Origin of the sequence: Sungkyunkwania multivorans, from assembly GCF_042675645.1 — a bacterium.
In the GTDB taxonomy this organism is placed as follows: Bacteria; Bacteroidota; Bacteroidia; order Flavobacteriales; family Flavobacteriaceae; genus Sungkyunkwania; species Sungkyunkwania multivorans.
Genome location: NZ_JBHTJH010000017.1, coordinates 980,427 through 999,305, shown reverse-complemented (window position 1 = coordinate 999,305; position 18,879 = coordinate 980,427). Strand labels below are relative to the sequence as shown.

Annotated in this window: 17 protein-coding genes and 3 tRNA genes; 16 read left to right on the top strand and 4 right to left on the bottom strand. The window is 42.0% G+C overall.

Annotation, left to right across the window (positions count from 1 at the left end; genetic code table 11):
• Positions 1-101: 101 nt before the first annotated feature.
• From ACFQ1M_RS15840 to ACFQ1M_RS15825, 4 genes are all read left to right on the top strand, one after another.
• A tRNA-Phe gene (locus tag ACFQ1M_RS15840) sits at positions 102-174 on the top strand.
• Between the two features lie 348 nt (positions 175-522).
• Complete coding sequence (locus ACFQ1M_RS15835; RefSeq protein WP_386409944.1) at positions 523-942, top strand: hypothetical protein; 420 nt, start codon at positions 523-525, stop codon at positions 940-942.
• A gap of 15 nt (positions 943-957) precedes the next feature.
• Positions 958-1,374, top strand: a complete 417-nt coding sequence (locus ACFQ1M_RS15830) for a hypothetical protein (RefSeq protein ID WP_386409942.1) — start codon at positions 958-960, stop codon at positions 1,372-1,374.
• Between the two features lie 178 nt (positions 1,375-1,552).
• On the top strand, positions 1,553-1,942 hold the full coding sequence (locus ACFQ1M_RS15825; RefSeq protein ID WP_386409940.1) for a hypothetical protein: 390 nt from the start codon (positions 1,553-1,555) through the stop codon (positions 1,940-1,942).
• 327 nt (positions 1,943-2,269) lie between these two features.
• Here the strand turns inward: ACFQ1M_RS15825 and ACFQ1M_RS15820 are convergent.
• The 3 genes from ACFQ1M_RS15820 to mutS form a co-directional block, all read right to left on the bottom strand.
• Positions 2,270-2,355: transfer RNA gene (locus ACFQ1M_RS15820), tRNA-Leu, on the bottom strand.
• 39 nt (positions 2,356-2,394) lie between these two features.
• A tRNA-Gly gene (locus ACFQ1M_RS15815) sits at positions 2,395-2,466 on the bottom strand.
• A 306-nt stretch (positions 2,467-2,772) separates the two neighbouring features.
• Positions 2,773-5,343 carry a DNA mismatch repair protein MutS gene (mutS, locus tag ACFQ1M_RS15810; RefSeq protein ID WP_386410906.1) on the bottom strand — a complete coding sequence of 857 codons (2,571 nt, stop codon included), beginning with the start codon at positions 5,341-5,343 and terminating at the stop codon, positions 2,773-2,775.
• A 163-nt stretch (positions 5,344-5,506) separates the two neighbouring features.
• Here mutS and ACFQ1M_RS15805 point away from each other — a divergent pair, with 163 nt between their 5' ends.
• The gene (locus ACFQ1M_RS15805; RefSeq protein ID WP_386409938.1) at positions 5,507-6,037 is read left to right on the top strand and encodes an RNA methyltransferase; all 531 of its coding nucleotides are present in this window, start codon (positions 5,507-5,509) and stop codon (positions 6,035-6,037) included.
• Positions 6,038-6,062: 25 nt separating this feature from the next.
• On the opposite strand, the gene folK is transcribed toward ACFQ1M_RS15805, so the two are convergent.
• Entirely contained in the window at positions 6,063-7,199 is a 1,137-nt protein-coding gene (gene folK, locus ACFQ1M_RS15800) for a 2-amino-4-hydroxy-6-hydroxymethyldihydropteridine diphosphokinase (RefSeq protein WP_386409936.1), read from the bottom strand.
• 162 nt (positions 7,200-7,361) lie between these two features.
• Between folK and sppA the strand changes: the two genes are divergently transcribed.
• From sppA to ACFQ1M_RS15745, 11 genes are all read left to right on the top strand, one after another.
• Positions 7,362-9,122 carry a signal peptide peptidase SppA gene (gene sppA / locus ACFQ1M_RS15795; RefSeq protein ID WP_386409934.1) on the top strand — a complete coding sequence of 587 codons (1,761 nt, stop codon included), beginning with the start codon at positions 7,362-7,364 and terminating at the stop codon, positions 9,120-9,122.
• 3 nt (positions 9,123-9,125) lie between these two features.
• The gene (locus ACFQ1M_RS15790; RefSeq protein ID WP_386409932.1) at positions 9,126-9,833 is read left to right on the top strand and encodes a queuosine precursor transporter; all 708 of its coding nucleotides are present in this window, start codon (positions 9,126-9,128) and stop codon (positions 9,831-9,833) included.
• 57 nt (positions 9,834-9,890) lie between these two features.
• Positions 9,891-12,524, top strand: coding sequence for an AsmA family protein (locus tag ACFQ1M_RS15785; protein ID WP_386409930.1), 2,634 nt, complete (start codon positions 9,891-9,893; stop codon positions 12,522-12,524).
• A gap of 50 nt (positions 12,525-12,574) precedes the next feature.
• Positions 12,575-13,201 carry a LysE family transporter gene (locus tag ACFQ1M_RS15780; protein WP_386409928.1) on the top strand — a complete coding sequence of 209 codons (627 nt, stop codon included), beginning with the start codon at positions 12,575-12,577 and terminating at the stop codon, positions 13,199-13,201.
• A 105-nt stretch (positions 13,202-13,306) separates the two neighbouring features.
• Positions 13,307-13,903 (top strand): N-acetylmuramoyl-L-alanine amidase, encoded by a 597-nt coding sequence (locus tag ACFQ1M_RS15775; RefSeq protein ID WP_386409926.1) that lies wholly within the window; start codon positions 13,307-13,309, stop codon positions 13,901-13,903.
• A 1-nt stretch (position 13,904) separates the two neighbouring features.
• Positions 13,905-15,641: a patatin-like phospholipase family protein gene (locus ACFQ1M_RS15770; RefSeq protein WP_386409924.1), complete on the top strand. Its 1,737-nt coding sequence runs from the start codon at positions 13,905-13,907 to the stop codon at positions 15,639-15,641.
• 87 nt (positions 15,642-15,728) lie between these two features.
• Positions 15,729-16,901 (top strand): molybdopterin molybdotransferase MoeA, encoded by a 1,173-nt coding sequence (locus ACFQ1M_RS15765; RefSeq protein ID WP_386409922.1) that lies wholly within the window; start codon positions 15,729-15,731, stop codon positions 16,899-16,901.
• A gap of 73 nt (positions 16,902-16,974) precedes the next feature.
• Positions 16,975-17,313, top strand: coding sequence for a winged helix-turn-helix domain-containing protein (locus tag ACFQ1M_RS15760; RefSeq protein WP_386409920.1), 339 nt, complete (start codon positions 16,975-16,977; stop codon positions 17,311-17,313).
• Positions 17,310-18,053 (top strand): sulfite exporter TauE/SafE family protein, encoded by a 744-nt coding sequence (locus tag ACFQ1M_RS15755; protein WP_386409918.1) that lies wholly within the window; start codon positions 17,310-17,312, stop codon positions 18,051-18,053. Before ACFQ1M_RS15760 ends, ACFQ1M_RS15755 begins: the two co-directional genes overlap by 4 nt.
• 1 nt (position 18,054) lies before the next feature.
• Positions 18,055-18,651: a molybdenum cofactor guanylyltransferase gene (mobA, locus tag ACFQ1M_RS15750; protein WP_386409916.1), complete on the top strand. Its 597-nt coding sequence runs from the start codon at positions 18,055-18,057 to the stop codon at positions 18,649-18,651.
• Positions 18,642-18,878, top strand: coding sequence for a MoaD/ThiS family protein (locus ACFQ1M_RS15745; protein ID WP_386409914.1), 237 nt, complete (start codon positions 18,642-18,644; stop codon positions 18,876-18,878). The genes mobA and ACFQ1M_RS15745 overlap by 10 nt, the downstream gene beginning before the upstream one ends.
• The last annotated feature ends 1 nt before the right edge of the window (position 18,879 follow it).

Genomic DNA, 18,879 nt, shown 5'->3' with positions numbered 1-18,879 from the left:
TTTGGTAGTTTTAATTTAGCTACTATATTTGCACCCGCCTACGCACCGCTAGCTGCGGTGAGCAGGTCCGCAAAGTCAGTGTTTATGCTGCAATTGCAATTGGTGCCTTAGCTCAGTTGGTAGAGCAAAGGACTGAAAATCCTTGTGTCCCTGGTTCGATTCCTGGAGGCACCACTTTAAAACCCGATCCAGATAGATCGGGTTTTTTAGTTTCTGGTTTCTCGTTTAAAGCTCTTAGTGCTGTCTCTAGTGGCCTCCAAGAAAACAGGAGTGGCGAGCCGTTTCGTCATCTCACTCTAGACGTAGGATCGATTTCTTCGCGTTTTCCGATTTTGGGCAATAGCTTACAACAACTGTTTCTAAAGTTCCTTATGATATTCAATATGCCATTTGATCGGAAAAGGTGTCCGCACATGTATTTCACCACTGAATACTGGGAGACGATTTCTACGATTTTAAGGGATGTTACTCACATATAATTAGCCCAACTTTGATCCCTACAAACCATTAAAAATTTTAATTATGATTTATGGAATCACATTGATCGTGCTAAGCATCGTCGCTGTACCTTCATTACTTCTTTCTAAAAAACCCAATGCCAAAGAGCTCTTGGACAAGATCACCCCTTACCAAGGGTGGATCGGACTCATTTTTTGCCTGTGGGGGGTTTGGGGAATCATCTCTTCTGTGCTCAACCTAGACTGGTTAACATCCTATCCTATCTGGTGGATTTCACTTCTTGCAGGTAGCTTGGTGCAAGCGACCCTTGGATTTATGCTAGGCTATGGAATGATCAACAAGTTGATCTTGTCTAAAAATGAATCCGCTAAAGAAAAGGGCGAGATCCTATTAGCAAAAATGGCTCCAAAACAAGGCAAATTCGGTATGTTCGGAATTGTCGTGGGAGTTTGGATGATTGTCGCAAATATTTTATTCTTTTAATCAATATTATCGCAAATGAAAAATTTACTTTTAAAAGCATCTATAGCGACCATCTTGGCGCTAACTGTTTCAACGGCTTGCAAGAATGAAACAATGTCAACAGAAAACACCCAAAAAACCTCTCAGGTAAAAACGGAGACCTCGGTAAAAGCCAAAACGGACAAATCCTCCGAGGGGATACCATCTTTCAATGACAAAACTGTCCAAAAATATGTAGAGACCTATGAAGCCTATATTGAAGATTATAAAAAGGCAGCTGAAAGCAAAGACATGAGCGCTTTTGCCGAGCTTGGTCAGAAAGGTCAAAAATTAGCTTCTATGGGACAAGAGGCTCTTAGCAATGTGTCTGGCGAAGACGCCCAAAAATTGGGAGAATACATGACCAAAAAAGCCAAAGAAATACAAGAACTTTCGATGAAAATGACGCAATAGTAAGACCCAATGCTTGCGTGCTCTTCGAAACATTTATATTCAGGAGTATGCAAGCTCTTTTCTTAGACATTTGGATCAAACTTGAGCGGTAAGCGTAGTAAAGCGGGAAATTTCTTCGATAAAAATCTCCACCTAATTTTATACCTTTAACGAACTAACGACCTAAAACCCGCAACTCATGAAAAAAGTTCTATTCGTCATCACCCTTATTTTGACCACAAACTTGCTGGCTCAGAATAACAATGAAATAAGAACCTTAGAGGCCACCTTTATCGGACAATCTGACAAAGCCTATTATTTCTCAAATAAAGAAAGTGGCAATCTGATAGAGTTCACCTTTATAAGCAAAAAGGCGTCGTCAAAATATGACCTGAATTCTAAAGAGCACATAAGTAAGTCTTTTACGGTCACTTACGAAATAGACCCGATCGCGGTAGGAACGAAGAACGCCGATGCCCAATCAACTATAAGACAATATGAGCAGCGGCTTATCCTCATTGACATTGACCTCAAGGAAAGTGTTACCCGAGAGGACGAAAAGAGTGATGAAGATGGTGAAAAAAATTAGTCGATGCCTGAAAACAGCTTACAAGGGCCTCTGCATCGACATGTGGAGGCTTTTTTGGTTATAAAATGCCTGGCGGCGAGTCCCGCCAAGTCATCCTGAAAAAAACAAATTCACCAAACGAATCCCTCCTTTGTCTCGGAAATCGGCCCAGAACAGTTCCACAACCCGCGGGAATTGCCTGGCGGCGAGTCCCGCCAAGTCATCCCGAGAGAAAAAGCCGATCCGCCAAGCGGATGCTTTTTTGTTTTGAAGAAGGCCCTGAAACGAGTTTCGACCCTTCTTCAAAACAAAAAAGCCAGATCTTTCGACCTGGCTTCTTTTCATCTGTACTCGAGGCGGGACTTGAACCCGCACGGGCATTACTGCCCATTGGATTTTAAGTCCAACGTGTCTACCAATTCCACCACTCGAGCCTCGGACTTATAAAAAAACGCTGCGAACAGCGTTTCTAGAGCGAAAGACGGGATTTGAACCCGCGACCCTCACCTTGGCAAGGTGATGCTCTACCCCTGAGCTACTTTCGCATATTTTACCTCCGTAAAATTAAGAGGCAAGGTGATGCTCTATGCATTCCTCTCCCCGAGAACTCGTGGTCGTCGGTTGCCAGGAGCTACTTTCGCATATTTTGCTTCTATAAAACTAGGAAGCACCTTCGTAAGTTTCTAAAGAACGTGCCACCCGTGCTGGTCAGCAATAATCATGTCCAACCTTCTTTACAAAAGTAAAAAACTTTTATCATTCAGGCGGGTGCAAATTTAACACAAAATCAGAAATTCCAAAGTATTTTAAAGAAAAAGAAAGAATATTTTTTGGCGCGTTAGCCCATATCGCTATTTCTTTTTAGTCAGCATTCGTTTTATCTCATTCAGCTTCATCAGCGCTTCTACAGGAGTCAACGTATCAATGTCTGTATGAAGGATCTCATCTTTGATTTCTTCGAGCAATGGGTCGTCTAGATTGAAGAAACTCAACTGCATATCATTTTGCATCCCCCTTAAGGTATCTGTCAACTCTTCGCTACTATGATCCTTTTCAAGTTTTTTCAGGATCTTGTTGGCCCTATGAATGACCTGCTGAGGCATTCCGGCCATCTTCGCCACATGGATCCCAAAGCTATGGTGGCTGCCCCCGGCAACCAGTTTTCGCAGAAATAGCACCTGATCTTTCAACTCTTTTACCGAAACATTGTAATTTCGAATCCTAGAAAAGGTTTCTGTCATTTCATTCAACTCATGATAATGCGTGGCAAACAGGGTTTTGGCCTTGCTGGGATGCTCATGCAAATATTCTGAGATCGCCCAGGCGATGGAAATCCCATCATAGGTGCTGGTTCCACGACCGATCTCGTCCAAAAGTACAAGACTTCTCTCAGAGATATTATTAAGAATGGAGGCCGTCTCATTCATCTCTACCATAAAGGTAGACTCGCCCATCGAAATGTTATCGCTAGCCCCAACTCTAGTAAATATCTTATCGATCAATCCGATTCGGGCCTCTTTTGCTGGTACAAAGCTTCCCATCTGAGCCAAAAGCACTATCAATGCTGTTTGTCTTAAGATGGCAGACTTTCCAGACATATTTGGCCCTGTAATCATAATGATCTGTTGCTGCTCGCGGTCCAAATATACATCGTTGGCAATGTACTCTTGCCCAATAGGTAGTTGTTTTTCTATAACAGGATGACGGCCATCCTTGATATCTAAGTCGAACGATTCGTCCAATTCTGGAAGCATATAATTATTATCTTGAGCCAACTGAGCAAAGCCACACAAGCAATCTAACTGGGCGATCAAAGCCGCGTTTAACTGAACTGGTTTGATGTATCCCCCCAACCAAGTCACCAACTGAGAAAAGATCTGTTGCTCCAACACCAAGATCTTCTCCTCAGCTCCAAGGATCTTAGCTTCGTATTCCTTTAATTCCTCAGTGATGTAACGCTCGGCATTGACCAAGGTCTGTTTTCTTATCCACTCCTCTGGCACTTTATCCTTGTGTGTGTTTCGGACCTCGATGTAATATCCAAAGACATTGTTACTCGCAATTTTAAGTGAGGGGATGCCGGTACGCTCAGTTTCGCGCTGTAACATTTGATCCAAATAATCCTTTCCTGAAAATGCGATATCTCGGAGCTCATCCAAGTCTCGTGAAAATCCCTCAGCCACCGTATTGCCCTTCAACACATTCACAGGTGCCTCCTCATTTATCGTCTCCTTGATCTTCGCCCGAAGCAGTTCGCAGTCGTGCAACTGGTCACCGATAGAACGCAAGGCCTCATTAGACGATTGTTTCGCCCAACTTTTGATAGGCACTATGGCCTCTAATGAATTCTTTAGATGAATAACTTCTCGTGGACTCACCTTCGCCGTAGCCACTTTAGAGATCAAACGCTCTATATCGCTTATCTGTTTTATCTGGTGCTGAATCTTTTCTTTGGCAACCCTTTCTTTCGTTAAGAAATCTACGACTTGATGTCGCTGTCTGATCTTATCCAGATTTTTCAATGGCAGTGCCAGCCATCGTTTTAGCAATCGCCCTCCCATAGGAGAGATGGTCTTGTCGATCACATCCAAGAGCGTTACTGCATTGACCGATGTACTGTTGTAGAGCTCCAAATTCCGGATAGTGAAACGATCCATCCATACATAATCATCTTCAGCGATTCGATTGATCGCTGTAATATGCTCCAACTTGTGATGCTGTGCTTCGGAAAGGTAATAAAGTACTGCCCCTGAGGCAATGATCCCCTCTTGCAAATGGTCGATGCCAAAGCCTTTTAAGGAGTTGGTCTTAAAGTGTCCCATCAATTTTTCGTTGGCGAAATCCTCCTGAAAGACCCAATCTTCCATAAAGAAAGTATGGTGGGCATCACCAAATGCTGCACTAAAATCCTTTTTCTTCTGCTTTGCAATCAATACCTCGCTAGGACCAAAGTTTTGCAATAGCTTATCGATATACTCTGCATTCCCCTGCGCAGTTAAAAACTCGCCAGTGGAAACATCTAAAAAAGAAACTCCGAGAATTCGCTTGCCAAAATAAACGGCACATAGAAAATTATTGGTCTTAGCATGCAACACCTCATCATTGAGAGCCACACCGGGTGTCACCAGCTCAGTCACCCCTCTCTTTACGATGGTCTTGGTCTGCTTTGGGTCTTCTAACTGGTCGCAGATAGCCACACGCTCCCCTGCCTTAACCAGTTTTGGCAGATATGTATTAAGTGAATGGTGAGGAAAACCTGCCAACTCGGTTCGATCACCGCCGTTGTTTCGATGTGTTTGTACAATTCCTAAGATCCTCGCTGCCTTTACGGCATCCTCTCCAAAAGTCTCATAAAAATCGCCCACTCTAAACAACAGCATGGCATCAGGGTATTTGGCCTTGATCTGATTGTATTGCTGCATTAAAGGAGTGACCTTTTTTGACTTTGTTTTCGACAAGATCTTAATTTTAGGTTGAACTGCGAATGTAGCTATATTTCCATGTTTTCTAAAATGAAGCGAGCATGATTTATTCAGAAGTAGTACACAATAAATATTTCAATACTTTTGCCCAAATTCCAGAAGGATGCGAAAACTAAAGAACAGCGAACTCGATCGCCTTGATGTAACAACATTTAAGAACTCGGCCAAGACGCCGATCATCGTGATCTTGGACAATATTAGAAGCTTGAACAACATAGGTTCGGTGTTTCGCACCGCAGATGCCTTTTTGATCGAGAAGATCTATTTATGCGGCATTACGGCCACCCCTCCTCATAAAGACATTCAAAAAACAGCACTAGGCGCCACAGAATCGGTAGCTTGGGAGTATAAAAAAAATACGTTGGAAGTCATAGAAAAGCTTCAAGGGGAAGGAGTATCCATCCTTTCTATAGAACAAGCTGAGAATGCTACTATGCTTCATGATTTTCAACCAGTTGCCAACCAAAAATATGTGGTTGTCTTTGGCAACGAGGTGAAAGGCGTACAACAGGAAGTCGTATCTGCCAGTGATGAAGTTATCGAAATTCCGCAGTTTGGCACCAAACACTCTTTAAATATTTCAGTAAGTGCGGGGGTAGTTCTATGGGACCTTTTCAAAAAAATGAAATTGTAATTTGTTTCCGCGAACTATTTTCTCGTTAGCTTTCGGTATAATCATGGATCTCATCTAAGATCTTGATGTAGTCTTCGCTGTTGTTTACAAAATCCTTGTCGGAAACATCCAAGATAAGGACTCGCTGTCCCGATTGCGTCTTGATAAAGTCCAAATATCCTTTGTGAATGTCCTCGAGATATTCAGCCGGTATCTGCTGTTCGTAATCCCGACCTCTTTTTTTGATATTGGCTAGCAGCCTCTCCGTGTTTTGATACAGATATACATACAGGTCTGGCTTCGTGGCTTCCTTATACATAATGTTGAAAAGCCGCCTATACAGCTTGAACTCCTCCTCCTGCAAAGTGACCTTGGCAAATATTAGTGATTTATAAATATCGTAATCACTCACCATAAAATTCTTGAAGAGGTCCAATTGCGTCGTGTCCTCGGTAAATTGTTGATAACGGTCAGCCAAAAAAGACATTTCCAACGGGAAGGCATAGCGTCCGCGATCTTCATAGAACTTTGGCAGAAAGGGATTGTCGGCAAAGCGCTCTAGTATTAATTTACCATTAAAACTCTCGGCCATCATCGTTGCCAAAGAAGTTTTTCCAGCACCGATATTCCCTTCGATCGCTATATAGTTGAATTTTGAGAAATCTCGCAAAGAAGGGTTCTTCAAAGGCCTAGGTAGCCGTTTCAATTCGCTCTCGTCCTCGCATTCAACGAGTAATTCTTCAACAGTTTTCTTAAATACAGGATGAATTTTTCCTGGAGCTATCTCCACCAGTGGCTTTAATACGAAACGTCGCTTTTCCAACTGAGGGTGTGGAATTATCAGATCACTTGCATTGAAAACCTCATCTTCATAGAATAAGAGGTCGATATCAATGGTTCTAGCGAGGTAGCCTGAGCCCGCATATCGTTTTCTCCCTAGGCCCTCCTCGATATTCAATATCTCATCAAGTACTTCCTGAGGAGCCAACTCTGTATCCAATCCTACACAAATATTATAGAAATCATCCCCATCAAAACCCCAAGCGGGCGTGAGATAGACCGAAGAGATAGCGGCCACTTTTCCCAATCGCTCTTTTAACAAGTTCACCGCCTTTTGAAGGTATCCTTGCCGATCCCCAATATTGCTACCTAATGAAAAATATGCCCGTCTTAAATTCTTCATAATTCATGGGCAAAGTAAACAAAACAAATTCACAAAAGTTTATATTTGCTGGCATTGTTAATAAAATTAATCATGCGATAGAGCATGGCTTTTTGTCAGCGTTTGGAAAATGTTTGTAACAAACGTTAAGAGGAGCCTACTTATAGAAAAAATTGTGATCAAATGAAATTTTTAAGAAATGTATTGTCAACTGTTGTTGGTGTCTTTTTATCAATAATCCTATTGTTCATTTTCTTCTTCGCATTCATGGCGATCGTTTCAGCCATTGGAGGAGACGGAACCGTCAAAGTGAAGGAAAAGTCCATCCTAAAACTCGATTTGGACCGCCTTATCAAGGATCACGCATATGCTGTTAGTCCTTTCGAAGAATCCTTTGGTTTTGCTGACCCAACGATGGGATTGGACGACATTGTTCAGGCGATCGAATATGCAGAAACGGATGAAAGAATAAAAGGAATCTCCATTCAAGATGGTTTTGTTATTGCTGGAATAGCCCAAACAAAAGCGATCAGAGATGCTCTTTTAAAGTTTAAAGAATCGGGCAAATTTATCTACGCCTACGGAGACTTCTATTCTCAAAAAGATTATTATCTCGGTTCCGCCGCGGATTCTATTTTTATAAACCCACAGGGAGAAATGGACTTTCGAGGACTGTCATCCGAGGTTATCTACTTGAAAGACCTTCAAGAAAAGTCTGGAATTAAGATGGAGGTCATTCGTCACGGAAAGTATAAAAGTGCTGTAGAGCCCTTCTTGGAAAATGAAATGAGCGAGGCCAATCGCGAACAAATTTCGGTCTTCCTTCAATCAATTTGGAATGAAATGCTTGCAGAGATTGGTGACAGCCGATCACTTTCTACACAGCAATTGAACGAAATTGCCGACGAATTAGGAGCCAGAAGCCCAGAATTGGCCATAGAAAATCGTATCATAGATGGCGTATCCTACATGGATGAATACGAGGCACTTCTTCGAAAGGCTTCCGATATTGAAGAGGACGATGATCTTCGAATGGTCTCGATCAAGGACTATATCAAAAAAGCCAAACCGGATACTGACCTAGATGCCTCTAAGATAGCTATTTTGTATGCTCAAGGAGAGATCATGTATGCCAAAGGCGATGAGGATATCATCGGTCAGGTTACCATGACAAAAGCGATCAGAAAGATAAAAGAAGACGAGGATATAAAGGCGGTGGTACTAAGGGTGAACTCTCCTGGTGGCAGTGCACTGGCATCGGAGTTGATCTGGAGAGAGATCGAATTGCTTAAAGAAGAAAAACCGGTCATTGTCTCTATGGGTAACGTTGCTGCTTCTGGCGGCTATTATATTGCATGTAACGCTGATAAGATCGTTGCGGAGCCAACTACCATCACTGGATCCATAGGGGTGTTTGGAACACTTCCAAATCTTAAAGGACTTGCCGATAAGATCGGAATGAACGCCGAACAAGTTGGTACCAACGAACGAGCTAGTGGCTATTCGCTCTTTGAACCTTTATCTGATGATTTCAGATCCTATGTTAAGGAAGGCATCGAAGATATATACAGCACCTTCCTAAAGCGCGTTGCCGACGGTAGAGGAATGACGGTCGCCGAAGTGGACAGTATAGCACAAGGGCGTGTATGGGCTGGGACAGATGCCATCAAAAATGGGCTTGTTGATGAACTTGGGGGCTTAGATGTTGCCCTTAAGCTGGCTGCAGAAGCGGCAGATCTGGAGGAATACAGGACTGTTGATTACCCAAAGTTTAAGAAGGACTTTTTCCAAGAGCTGTCTGCATCTCCTTTAGCTAAGGCTAAAGAAAAGATGATCAAAGAAGAGATCGGCGATGAGGCCTATGAAGTGCTTCACCGCTTGAAAGCGATTTCCAGACAAAAAGGTATTCAGGCGCGTCTCCCTTTTGAAATTAACATCAAATAATTGATGACTACAAATAAGAAAACATTAGCTGGCAAGATATACCTATATCTTGCCGCTTTGTTTATCACTTCCTTGGTTGTTTGCAATCTTATTTTTCAAAAATTCATTACTTGGCAACCTTTTGGAGACCTTACGATATTTGGCGAAAAGATCTTTGAGATCTCGGTCGGAGTGCTTCCCTACCCCATCACTTTTTTGATCACCGATCTTATTTCGGAGATCTATGGTCAGAAAAAGGCCAATAGGGTCGTCACGGCGGGTATCTTTGCCTCGGTTTTTTCATTGCTCATCGTCTATACCTCCAATGCTATTCCGGCAACCCCTTGGTCTCCGGTACAAGACCCAGTCTTTACACAAGTGTTTGGCGCAACCGCCATCGCTGTATTTGCTTCCATGTTAGCATATTTATTGGCGCAATATATCGACGTACACATCTTTCATTTCTGGAAAAGACTCACCAAAGGAAAACATTTATGGCTGCGTAACAATTTCTCAACATTTACCTCGCAATTTGTAGATACCTTTACGGTATTGTTTTTGCTGTGTACTTTTGAGAAAATTGGGTGGGAACGATTCTACGGCCTATTATTGAGTGGTTTCCTTTTTAAGGTCTTGGTTGCGGTAACCGACACCCCATTACTATATTTTTTCGTATATATCTTTAGAAAAAAGTTTAACTTAAAGGTCGGTGAAGAAATTGAACTCGATTAGATCTGAAAGTCAGATCGTCAAAAGGATTTCTTTTCCTATAAACCAAAAACCATCGCTGTGAAAAAAGCATTGAAAATTATTGGAATATTCATCCTTGTTTGTCTTATCGGGTTATTTGCATTAGTGAGTATTTTTGAAGATGACATCGTTGCATTGGCAAAGAATACGGCGAACAGACAATTGGATGCCGAACTTGCATATAGCGATGCCGACCTTAGCCTTTTCCGCAGCTTTCCAAAGACATCTTTACAAATCGAGAACCTTTCCTTAGTGAATAAGAAAGCCGTTTTTGACGGAGATACGGTCATATTCGCAAAGAAATTAGAGCTCATCATGCCATTGAGCGCCTTATTTAGTTCCGGTCAGATCGCGATCAATAAGGTTGCGATCTCTGAAGCAACTGTTCATATAACCATCGATTCCTTAGGTAATGCCAATTATGATATCGCCAAAGAAAATACGAGCGAAAATGATGATTCGGCTGAGCCTTCCTCAGGCTTCACTTTTTCTCTTGAGGGTTATAGTATTGAAAATAGCACGGTCATTTACCAAGACGAAGCTTCGAAAACCGATCTTTTACTAGAAAACGTTAATCATACTGGGAAAGGAGACCTGTCTGCTATTGAAGGTTCGTTGGATACACACACCGATGCGCTTGTCTCATTTGAGTTTGATGAGGTGAATTATTTAGATAAAAATAGTGTAAAGTTAGACGCTATCATCGGTCTAGACCTTACGAATAATAAGTATACCTTTTTAGAGAACGAAGCGCTTGTCAATCAGCTGCCACTTGTATTTAACGGTTTTGTTCAAGTCAATGAAAATGACCAGGAAGTCGACATCAGCTTTAAGACACCGAGTTCGGATTTCAAGAATTTCTTGGCCGTGATTCCAGCCGAATATTCAAAAAATCTAAATGGAGTACAAACCTCAGGAGATTTCACCGTCGATGGAAGCATCAAGGGCAAGATCGATGAGACCTATATCCCAAAACTAGACATCAATGTAGCCTCTAAGAATGCTTCGTTCAAGTATCCAGACCTTCCCAAGAGTGTTCAAAACATCAATATCAATGCACAATTAAAGAATGAGACAGGAATAAGCGAAGATACCTATCTAAATATCGAACAACTTGATTTCAGTATCGACCAAGATCGTTTTACATCTAGCGGAAAGGTTTCGAAACTAATGGAAAATCCTACGGTAGATGCAAATCTAAACGGAAAGATCAATCTCGCAAATTTCTGCAAGGCATACCCTGCAGCATCAGAGAAAGACCTGAAAGGAATCATTACAACAAATCTAAGCACCCATTTTGATATGGACGCCATCGAGCGTGAAAGATACGAGCGTATTAAGACCACTGGAGAAGCGGAAGTTAATGACTTTGTCTATAGCTCTAAGGATATCGTTAATCCGATCACCATCTCCAAGGCCCAAATAACTTTTAATCCTCAAAAAGTTACCCTCAACAAATTTGATGCGCTTTCTGGCAAGAGCGATATCAAAGCCACGGGCACTCTAAACAATCTTTTTGGGTTTCTTTTTAGCGATAAAGACCTCAGAGGAAATTTTGATGTTTCCTCTAATACCTTCGCTGTAAGTGACTTTATGCAACAAGGAGATGACGCATTTAGTGAAACGGAGGAAAATGGGGGGAAAAGTAAAAAAACGGAAAGCCTTAAGATACCCGGTTTTTTGGATTGCACCATAAATGCCAATGCCAACACAGTGCTATATGATAATCTAACCCTTAAAGACGTAAAAGGCACCCTTCGATTAAAAGATCAAAAGGCGATGCTGAGCAATGTCACCTCAAATCTCTTTGACGGGCAGTTAGCACTCAGTGGTGAAGTAAATACCCAGAAAGACACGCCTTCCTTCAATATGAGTCTGGATGTCAATTCTTTTGACATCGCACAATCCTTTAATGGGATGGAATTGTTTCAAACCTTGTCTCCAATTGCAAAGGCGATGCAGGGCAAGCTCAATACGACCTTGAAACTTTCAGGGAATTTGGATGATTCTTTTGGCCCAGTTCTCAATTCCATTTCCGGAGATGCATTTGCCGAGGTCTTAACAAGTAACATAAATGCCGCCAATGCACCAACACTTCAAGCCTTGAATAGTAAGCTCAATTTCATAGACTTTAGCAAATTGGATCTTAAAGGCCTTAAGACGACCCTTTCGTTCGCTGATGGAAAGGTCAATGTAAAGCCATTCGACCTGAAATATAAAGATATCGCCATAAAGGTCGGTGGTTCCCATGGTTTTGACAAAAGCATGGACTACCGAGCAACCTTCAAGGTACCTGCGAAATATCTTGGGAAAGAAGCTGCGAATCTGATCGCGCAATTGAATGAAGAAGAAAAGGAACAGATAAGCGTACCTCTAACTGCCAATATTGGCGGAAGTTTTGGCGATCCAATAATAACGACCGACCTTACTTCAGCAGTGACCGATCTCACCAACCAGATCATCGAATATAAGAAGCAAAAAGCCATTGACAAGGGAAAAGATAAATTGACCGATGTCTTGGGGAATTTATTAGGTGGAAACGACAAAACTAAAGATTCTATCACCACAAAAGAAGAAGATAAGAAGGATCCCGTAAAAGATGCTGCCGGTAATCTCTTGAATAACCTATTCAAAAAGAAAAAGAAAAAAACAGATTCTGTCCCAAAAAATTAGTTGTCAGCAGATGCGTGTAATGTTTTCTTATCTATTACAACTAAGCTTGCATGAGTTTGATAGGTTATTTTTTTATAGGAATCGTTGCCACTTTCTTTGGCGCGATCCCATTAGGCACGGTAAACTTATCCGTCATAAGCACTACCCTAAAACAAGATGTACGTAGCGCGATGAAAATCGCCCTCGCCGCTGGTTTTGCAGAGATCATACTGTCTTTTTTTGCATTGCACTGTAGTCTTGGATTCACAAATTTTATAGAGACCCACCAGTGGATTCAGGTTTCCATCGTCCTTTTGCTATTGGCCATCGGTCTTTTACTGTTCTTCAAAAAGCAGAAAACAGCAAACGACACTATCCAAAAAAGATTTTCCTCCAAATACGGCATAGGTTTCTTCCTAGGATTGCTCAACCCACCCGTGGTGGTCTATTGGATACTAGCGATCAGCTATATCGACATGAAGGCAGTACCGTTATCTGTTCATACCCCGATCATCATTCTTATCATTTTTTTTCTAGGTGTCTATATAGGAAAAGTTTTAACCTTATTTCTTTACAGCAAGATCAGTGCAGCCATTAAGAATAAGTTACACACTGTGGCGCAACGCATGAATAAAGTAATGGGAGCGTTGCTAGTATTGATAAGTATCATTCAATCGGTTAAACTTTTCATCCCCTGAGGCATACCCGTAAAAACCCCCTTGATTGATTTACTGAAGATTCGCACATTTGCGCCGTAAATTCCCTTTAAAGTACTTATCTTAAGTAGATCAAAACCAATCATTATGATAGTACTACTCGACAACGGACACGGCGGAATCATCAATGGAATGTACCAAACTCCAGGCAAACGCTCTCCCATTTGGGCAGATGGCTCTCAACTCTTTGAGGGGGAATTCAATAGAGCGATCGTCAACGGTATTATCCAAGAATTGACCTTACTGAAGATCCCCTATGTAAACCTAGCGCCGGAATATAGAGATGTAACGCTCCAGACCAGAGTGAATAGGGCCCATAGATATCCGGTGAGCGTTAGCTTTTACCTAAGCATTCACGCAAATGCTGGTGGTGGTCACGGTTCGGAGATATATACCTCACCAGGAAACACCAAGAGCGATAGCATTGCCACCATCTTTGGCGAGGAATTCAAAAAAACTTTTCCAAACAGACGACTAAGAACCGATTTTAGTGACGGTGACCTTGACAAAGAAGCGAAATTCTTTGTATTGACAAAGACGCGCATGCCAGCCATCCTTACCGAAAATTTCTTTATGGACAATGAGGCCGAGTGCAAGGATCTGCTGATGACCAAAGAAGGTCGGGAAAAGATCATCGATTATCACATAAATGCGATCATTCGAGCGAAAAACGAAATATTTTGATATGTCTACCAAAAAATTCAAACTGTGTATTACCATGGCGGGTGCTGTCTCAGCTGGTGCCTATACCGCCGGGGTTTTAGACTATATGCTCGAAACCTTAGACCTGTGGGAAAAGGCAAAATCCGAAAACAGGGATATCGGCATAGGCAATCCTGGCTATGACCCTTCAATTCCAATGCACGACGTAGAAATAGATGTGATCAGTGGTGCTTCCGCTGGTGGTATTACAGGTACACTGACGTTATTGAACCTATTGGACGAAAACTACGAACCCGTTAACCAGCACAATCCAGAAGGCAACAATAATAGATTTTATAAAAGCTGGGTAGAAATGGCCGACGATAAGGACGGGATGACGCTAAAAAAAATGTTGCAGTTGGACGACATTAAAAAAAGAGAAAAACCAGAGTCCCTACTTAATACCAAGGCGATAGAGGCTATTGCCAATAGTTCTTTGGATGTCAATGAAAATGCTACCTATCCGCCCTATGTATCGAAAAGCCTTGACCTGATCCTCACTATAAGCAATCTTCGCGGCATCAATTTTATGATCGATTTTGATGGTTCGGATGAGAAAGGAGATTCTGGGACGGTAATTACAAGTCATGGTGGGTTTTTTAGATATAAGATCGCCAATGAGAAGTTCAAACGGGGAATGCCTGAAGAAGAGGACGCATTATACCATGTAATGGACCTAAAGAATCTTGAAGATGTGGTAGCCTTGAGAGACGCCACATTAAGTACCGCTGCATTTCCGATTGGCCTAAAATCCAGAGAGTTAAAAATCTTTCGGACCTATCTAGAACGCTATCCAAAGTATCTCTTTGGAGAAGAACGGTTAAATGCCATCTCTCCCATCCTTAGCGAGGATGACATCTATCACTTCAATTCGATCGACGGCGGCCTTATCAACAATGAGCCCTATGGCATTGCACTCAAGGTTTTGAAGGAGAAGAACCCAGAGATCGAAGAAGAAAATTCGGAAAGTCATGCCATTGTCATGGTGGATCCTTTTCCCAATCAGGACCATTCTGCTGGCCCTTATGAAGCCAAAAGGGATATGATCTCTATCGCCAAGGGAATGTTCAAAGCATTGCGAAATCAAGTGATGTTCAACCAAGATGGTATTCTCGATGCCTTGTCCCTTAGCGACCGAACAAAATTTTTAATAGCTCCTACACGAAAGGAAAAGGTCGATGGGAAGTGGCAACGCGCCAAAAACGACCTCGCCTCGGCACCTTTAAGTGGCTTTGCAGGGTTCTTGGACCGATCTTTTAGAGAGCATGACTTTCATTTAGGCCGACAAAATTGTCAAAGCTTTCTTAGATATTATTTTGCAGTTAAGAATGAGAATATCGCTTCTAGGCTAGGTGTTGAGGCATCGGAAGAGGCCAAAGCGCGTTTTTGTTTTGCCGTTCCTCCTAAAAAAGAAGATGGTGAGCGCTTCTTTCCTATCATCCCAGACATGCGTGTTATCGAAGCTTTTCATGGAACCTATGATACGACAACCTACGGGCCAGATGCCGCGCTAGATTATCCCAAATATCCTAGCTTTGCTTCGGAAAACTTCGAGAAGGCGTATAAAAAACTGATCAAAAAAAGGGTCAGTTCGATCGTTAAAGGATTAAGTGGAAGTGGCATGCTTACCTTTGGCTTCAATCTGTTATTTAAGAACAAAAGCTATAAGGCCATAAAAAAGGCGATCGACGGGGAAATGAAAGATGCAGGCTTGTCTTAAGCCTAAGATATTTATTAATATTCTTTCGATATCATCCGTCATTTTTTGAGTTCTACGTAACTTGGGACATCACTCACAATGTCCAAAATGATAACAGTAGAAAAGGCCCTGACACTTTTAGAGCAAAATATATTCAGAACCGAAAGAACGGTAATCATTCCCTTAGAAAAGGCTCTTGGCCATACCTTGGCCACAGCTATCGTCTCTCCTATAAATATGCCACCTTTTAGACAATCGGCTATGGACGGTTATGCCATAGCATCGCTTCAAAAAGAATTTTCGGTGATAGGGGAGATCAAGGCTGGAGATATCGATATGCCCAGCATCAAAGCAAACGAGGCGGTACGGATCTTCACAGGCGCCCCCGTTCCTGATGACGCAAGGGCCGTAGTGATGCAAGAAAAGACCGATGTGAGCGATGGACTTATCACGTTAAGCGAAATTCCAGTCGCACATGCAAATATTCGCACCGTTGGCGAGCAGATCGAACAAGGCGAAATAGCGCTCGAAAAAGGCACCTATTTGAATGCCGCCGGCATCGGTTTTCTTGCAACTTTGGGAATTACTGAAGTTGAAGTCTATCAAAAACCGTCCATTTCTATCATTGCCACAGGCAACGAACTTATTCCGCCAGGAAACGTGCTAAAATTTGGACAGATATATGAAAGTAATTCAAAAGCCCTGATCGCTGCACTTCAGAACTTTGGTTTTTATGATATAGAGAAAACAACCGTCGACGATAACTTCAATACAACAATTAAAGTGCTAGAAACTGCTATCATTCAAAATGATATAGTGATCATTTCTGGAGGAATTTCGGTAGGTGATTATGATTTTGTAGGAAAAGCACTAAATGAATTGAAGGTAGCGGAGATCTTTTATAAGGTAAAGCAGAAACCAGGAAAACCCTTGTTTTTCGGAAAGAAAGAGAACACACTCATCTTTGCGCTCCCTGGAAATCCAGCGGCCTCATTAAGTTGTTTCTATATCTATGTACTACCTGCATTATTAAAGTTTTCAGGGCATCCCGCCCACCATTTACCTCGGACCAAGGCTAGAATCTCTTCGGCCTATACAAAGAAAGGAGATCGCGGGCAGTTTCTGAAGGCAAAGGTGAGCAATGGTACTGTTACGATTCTAGATGGACAAGCTTCCTCTATGTTGAGATCTTTTGCGCTGGCCAATGCACTGGCATACATTCCGGAAGACCGCTTTGAAATTGCGAAAAATCAAGAAATAGAAATTATACAAATCCCATAATTCCGTATAAAACAGCTTCTATTTTTTCATATTTTGAAACTACCGTTGTATCTTTAAAGTTATAACGAGTGGCATGAGCTATAAGATCAAAAGTAGAATTTGGATTGAGACCGCTGATGGTGTCTTTTTAGGCGAAGGCCGAATAGACCTATTAAAAGCCATCCAGCGAGAAGGTTCACTTAGCAAAGCCGCTGCCCAATTAGGCATGTCATACAAGAAAGCATGGAATCTTTTGGATAGCATCAATCGTTCGGCAAAAAAACCAGTAGCAGTAACAACGACCGGTGGTAAAGGTGGTGGGGGCGCCACAATTACATCATATGGAATAAAAATGATCACAGCCTTTGAAACTATCAACAAAGGATGTTGGGATTTTCTGGATGCTGAAATGAAAAAAATCGATTGGTCATGATAGATGGTATTGAGCTTTGGTGGCTCTTTCTCCTTCTGTTGCCGATCGTATCTTTTCTGTATGCAAGTGTTGGGCATGGCGGTGCCAGTGGTTATTTGGCGCTGATGGCTTTGTTTTCAATTGCGCCAGAAAATATGAAACCAACCGCATTGTTGCTCAACTTGTTCGTGGCGGCAGCTTCCTTCTATTATTATTATAAAGGAGGGCACTTTAACAAGCGGTTATTCCTTTTGTTTGGAATCACATCGATACCCGCAGCTTTCGTGGGAGGGATGATGACCGTTGAAGCGAGTGTTTATAAACAGGTTTTAGGTGTCTTATTAATATTTGCCATTTTAAAAATGCTCAATGTCTTTGGAAAAGAACGCGAATCCGTTGTAAAGGCTAACATCTGGCAAGGAATTTTAGTAGGCGCTTTGATCGGGTTCTTTTCGGGTCTCATCGGAATCGGTGGCGGTATCATTCTTACTCCCATCATCATTCTGTTACATTGGGGTAAGATGAAAGAGGCAGCCGCAGTGTCGGCACTATTTATTTGGGTGAACAGCGCAGCTGGTATGGCCGGACAACTGATTAGCGGAGTTACCATCGATGCACAAGCTTTCATCCTTGTTGGAATAGCACTCATAGGTGGTGTCTTGGGAGGCTATTTGGGAAGTAAAAGAATAAATCAAAAAGTATTGAGATATATGTTGGCTGGAGTTTTGGTCATTGCGGTCGTCAAACTTTTTACAATTTAAAATGAGGAGCAACGATATTACAGGAATCATCCTCGTAGGAGGAAAAAGCACACGAATGGGCAGCGAAAAAGGACTCGTTTTACTCAACCGGAAACCTTTCGTTCAGCATGTACTAGAGGCTATGAAACCACTTGTCTCAAAGATCATCATTGTAGGTAATGATGAGGTTTATGACCAATTTGGTGTTGAAAGGATCGATGATGTCCTCCTAGATGCTGGGCCGTTGGCCGGACTTTATTCTGGACTGCTTCATTCGAAAACTGAAAACAATTTGGTGTTGAGCTGTGATGTCCCAATAATAACAACATCGTTACTTCAAAAGTTATTGTCATATAGAAACGGACAAAAGGACATCGTACAGTTTGTATCCAATGGCAAAACGATGCCGTTGATCGCCACTTATAAAAAGCGATGTGCTAGTAAATGTCTGGAATTGTTAAATGAAGGCGAACGAAGACTTTTGGCACTCACCAACGTTTTAAAAACCGAAGATATCGTATTACCTGAAGAAGATCATTGGGCAACATTCAATATTAATACGCCTACGGAACTGGAGCTGGCGAAACAACATATTAAAGAAAAAAGCACATGCAACTGACTATTAAATATTTTGGGATGGTTGCCGAAGCAACCAATACTGACGAGGACATCATTGAGGTGGCACCATGCCAAGTCTCGCAATTGATCGATGACCTAAAGAAAAGATATGTGGCGCTAGAAAACATCGAATTTAAAGTTGCCGTTGCGCAAGAGCTCGTCGGAGACACTTTTAGCGTAGAAGAACCAACAGAAATCGCTTTGTTACCCCCTTTTGCAGGAGGATAAA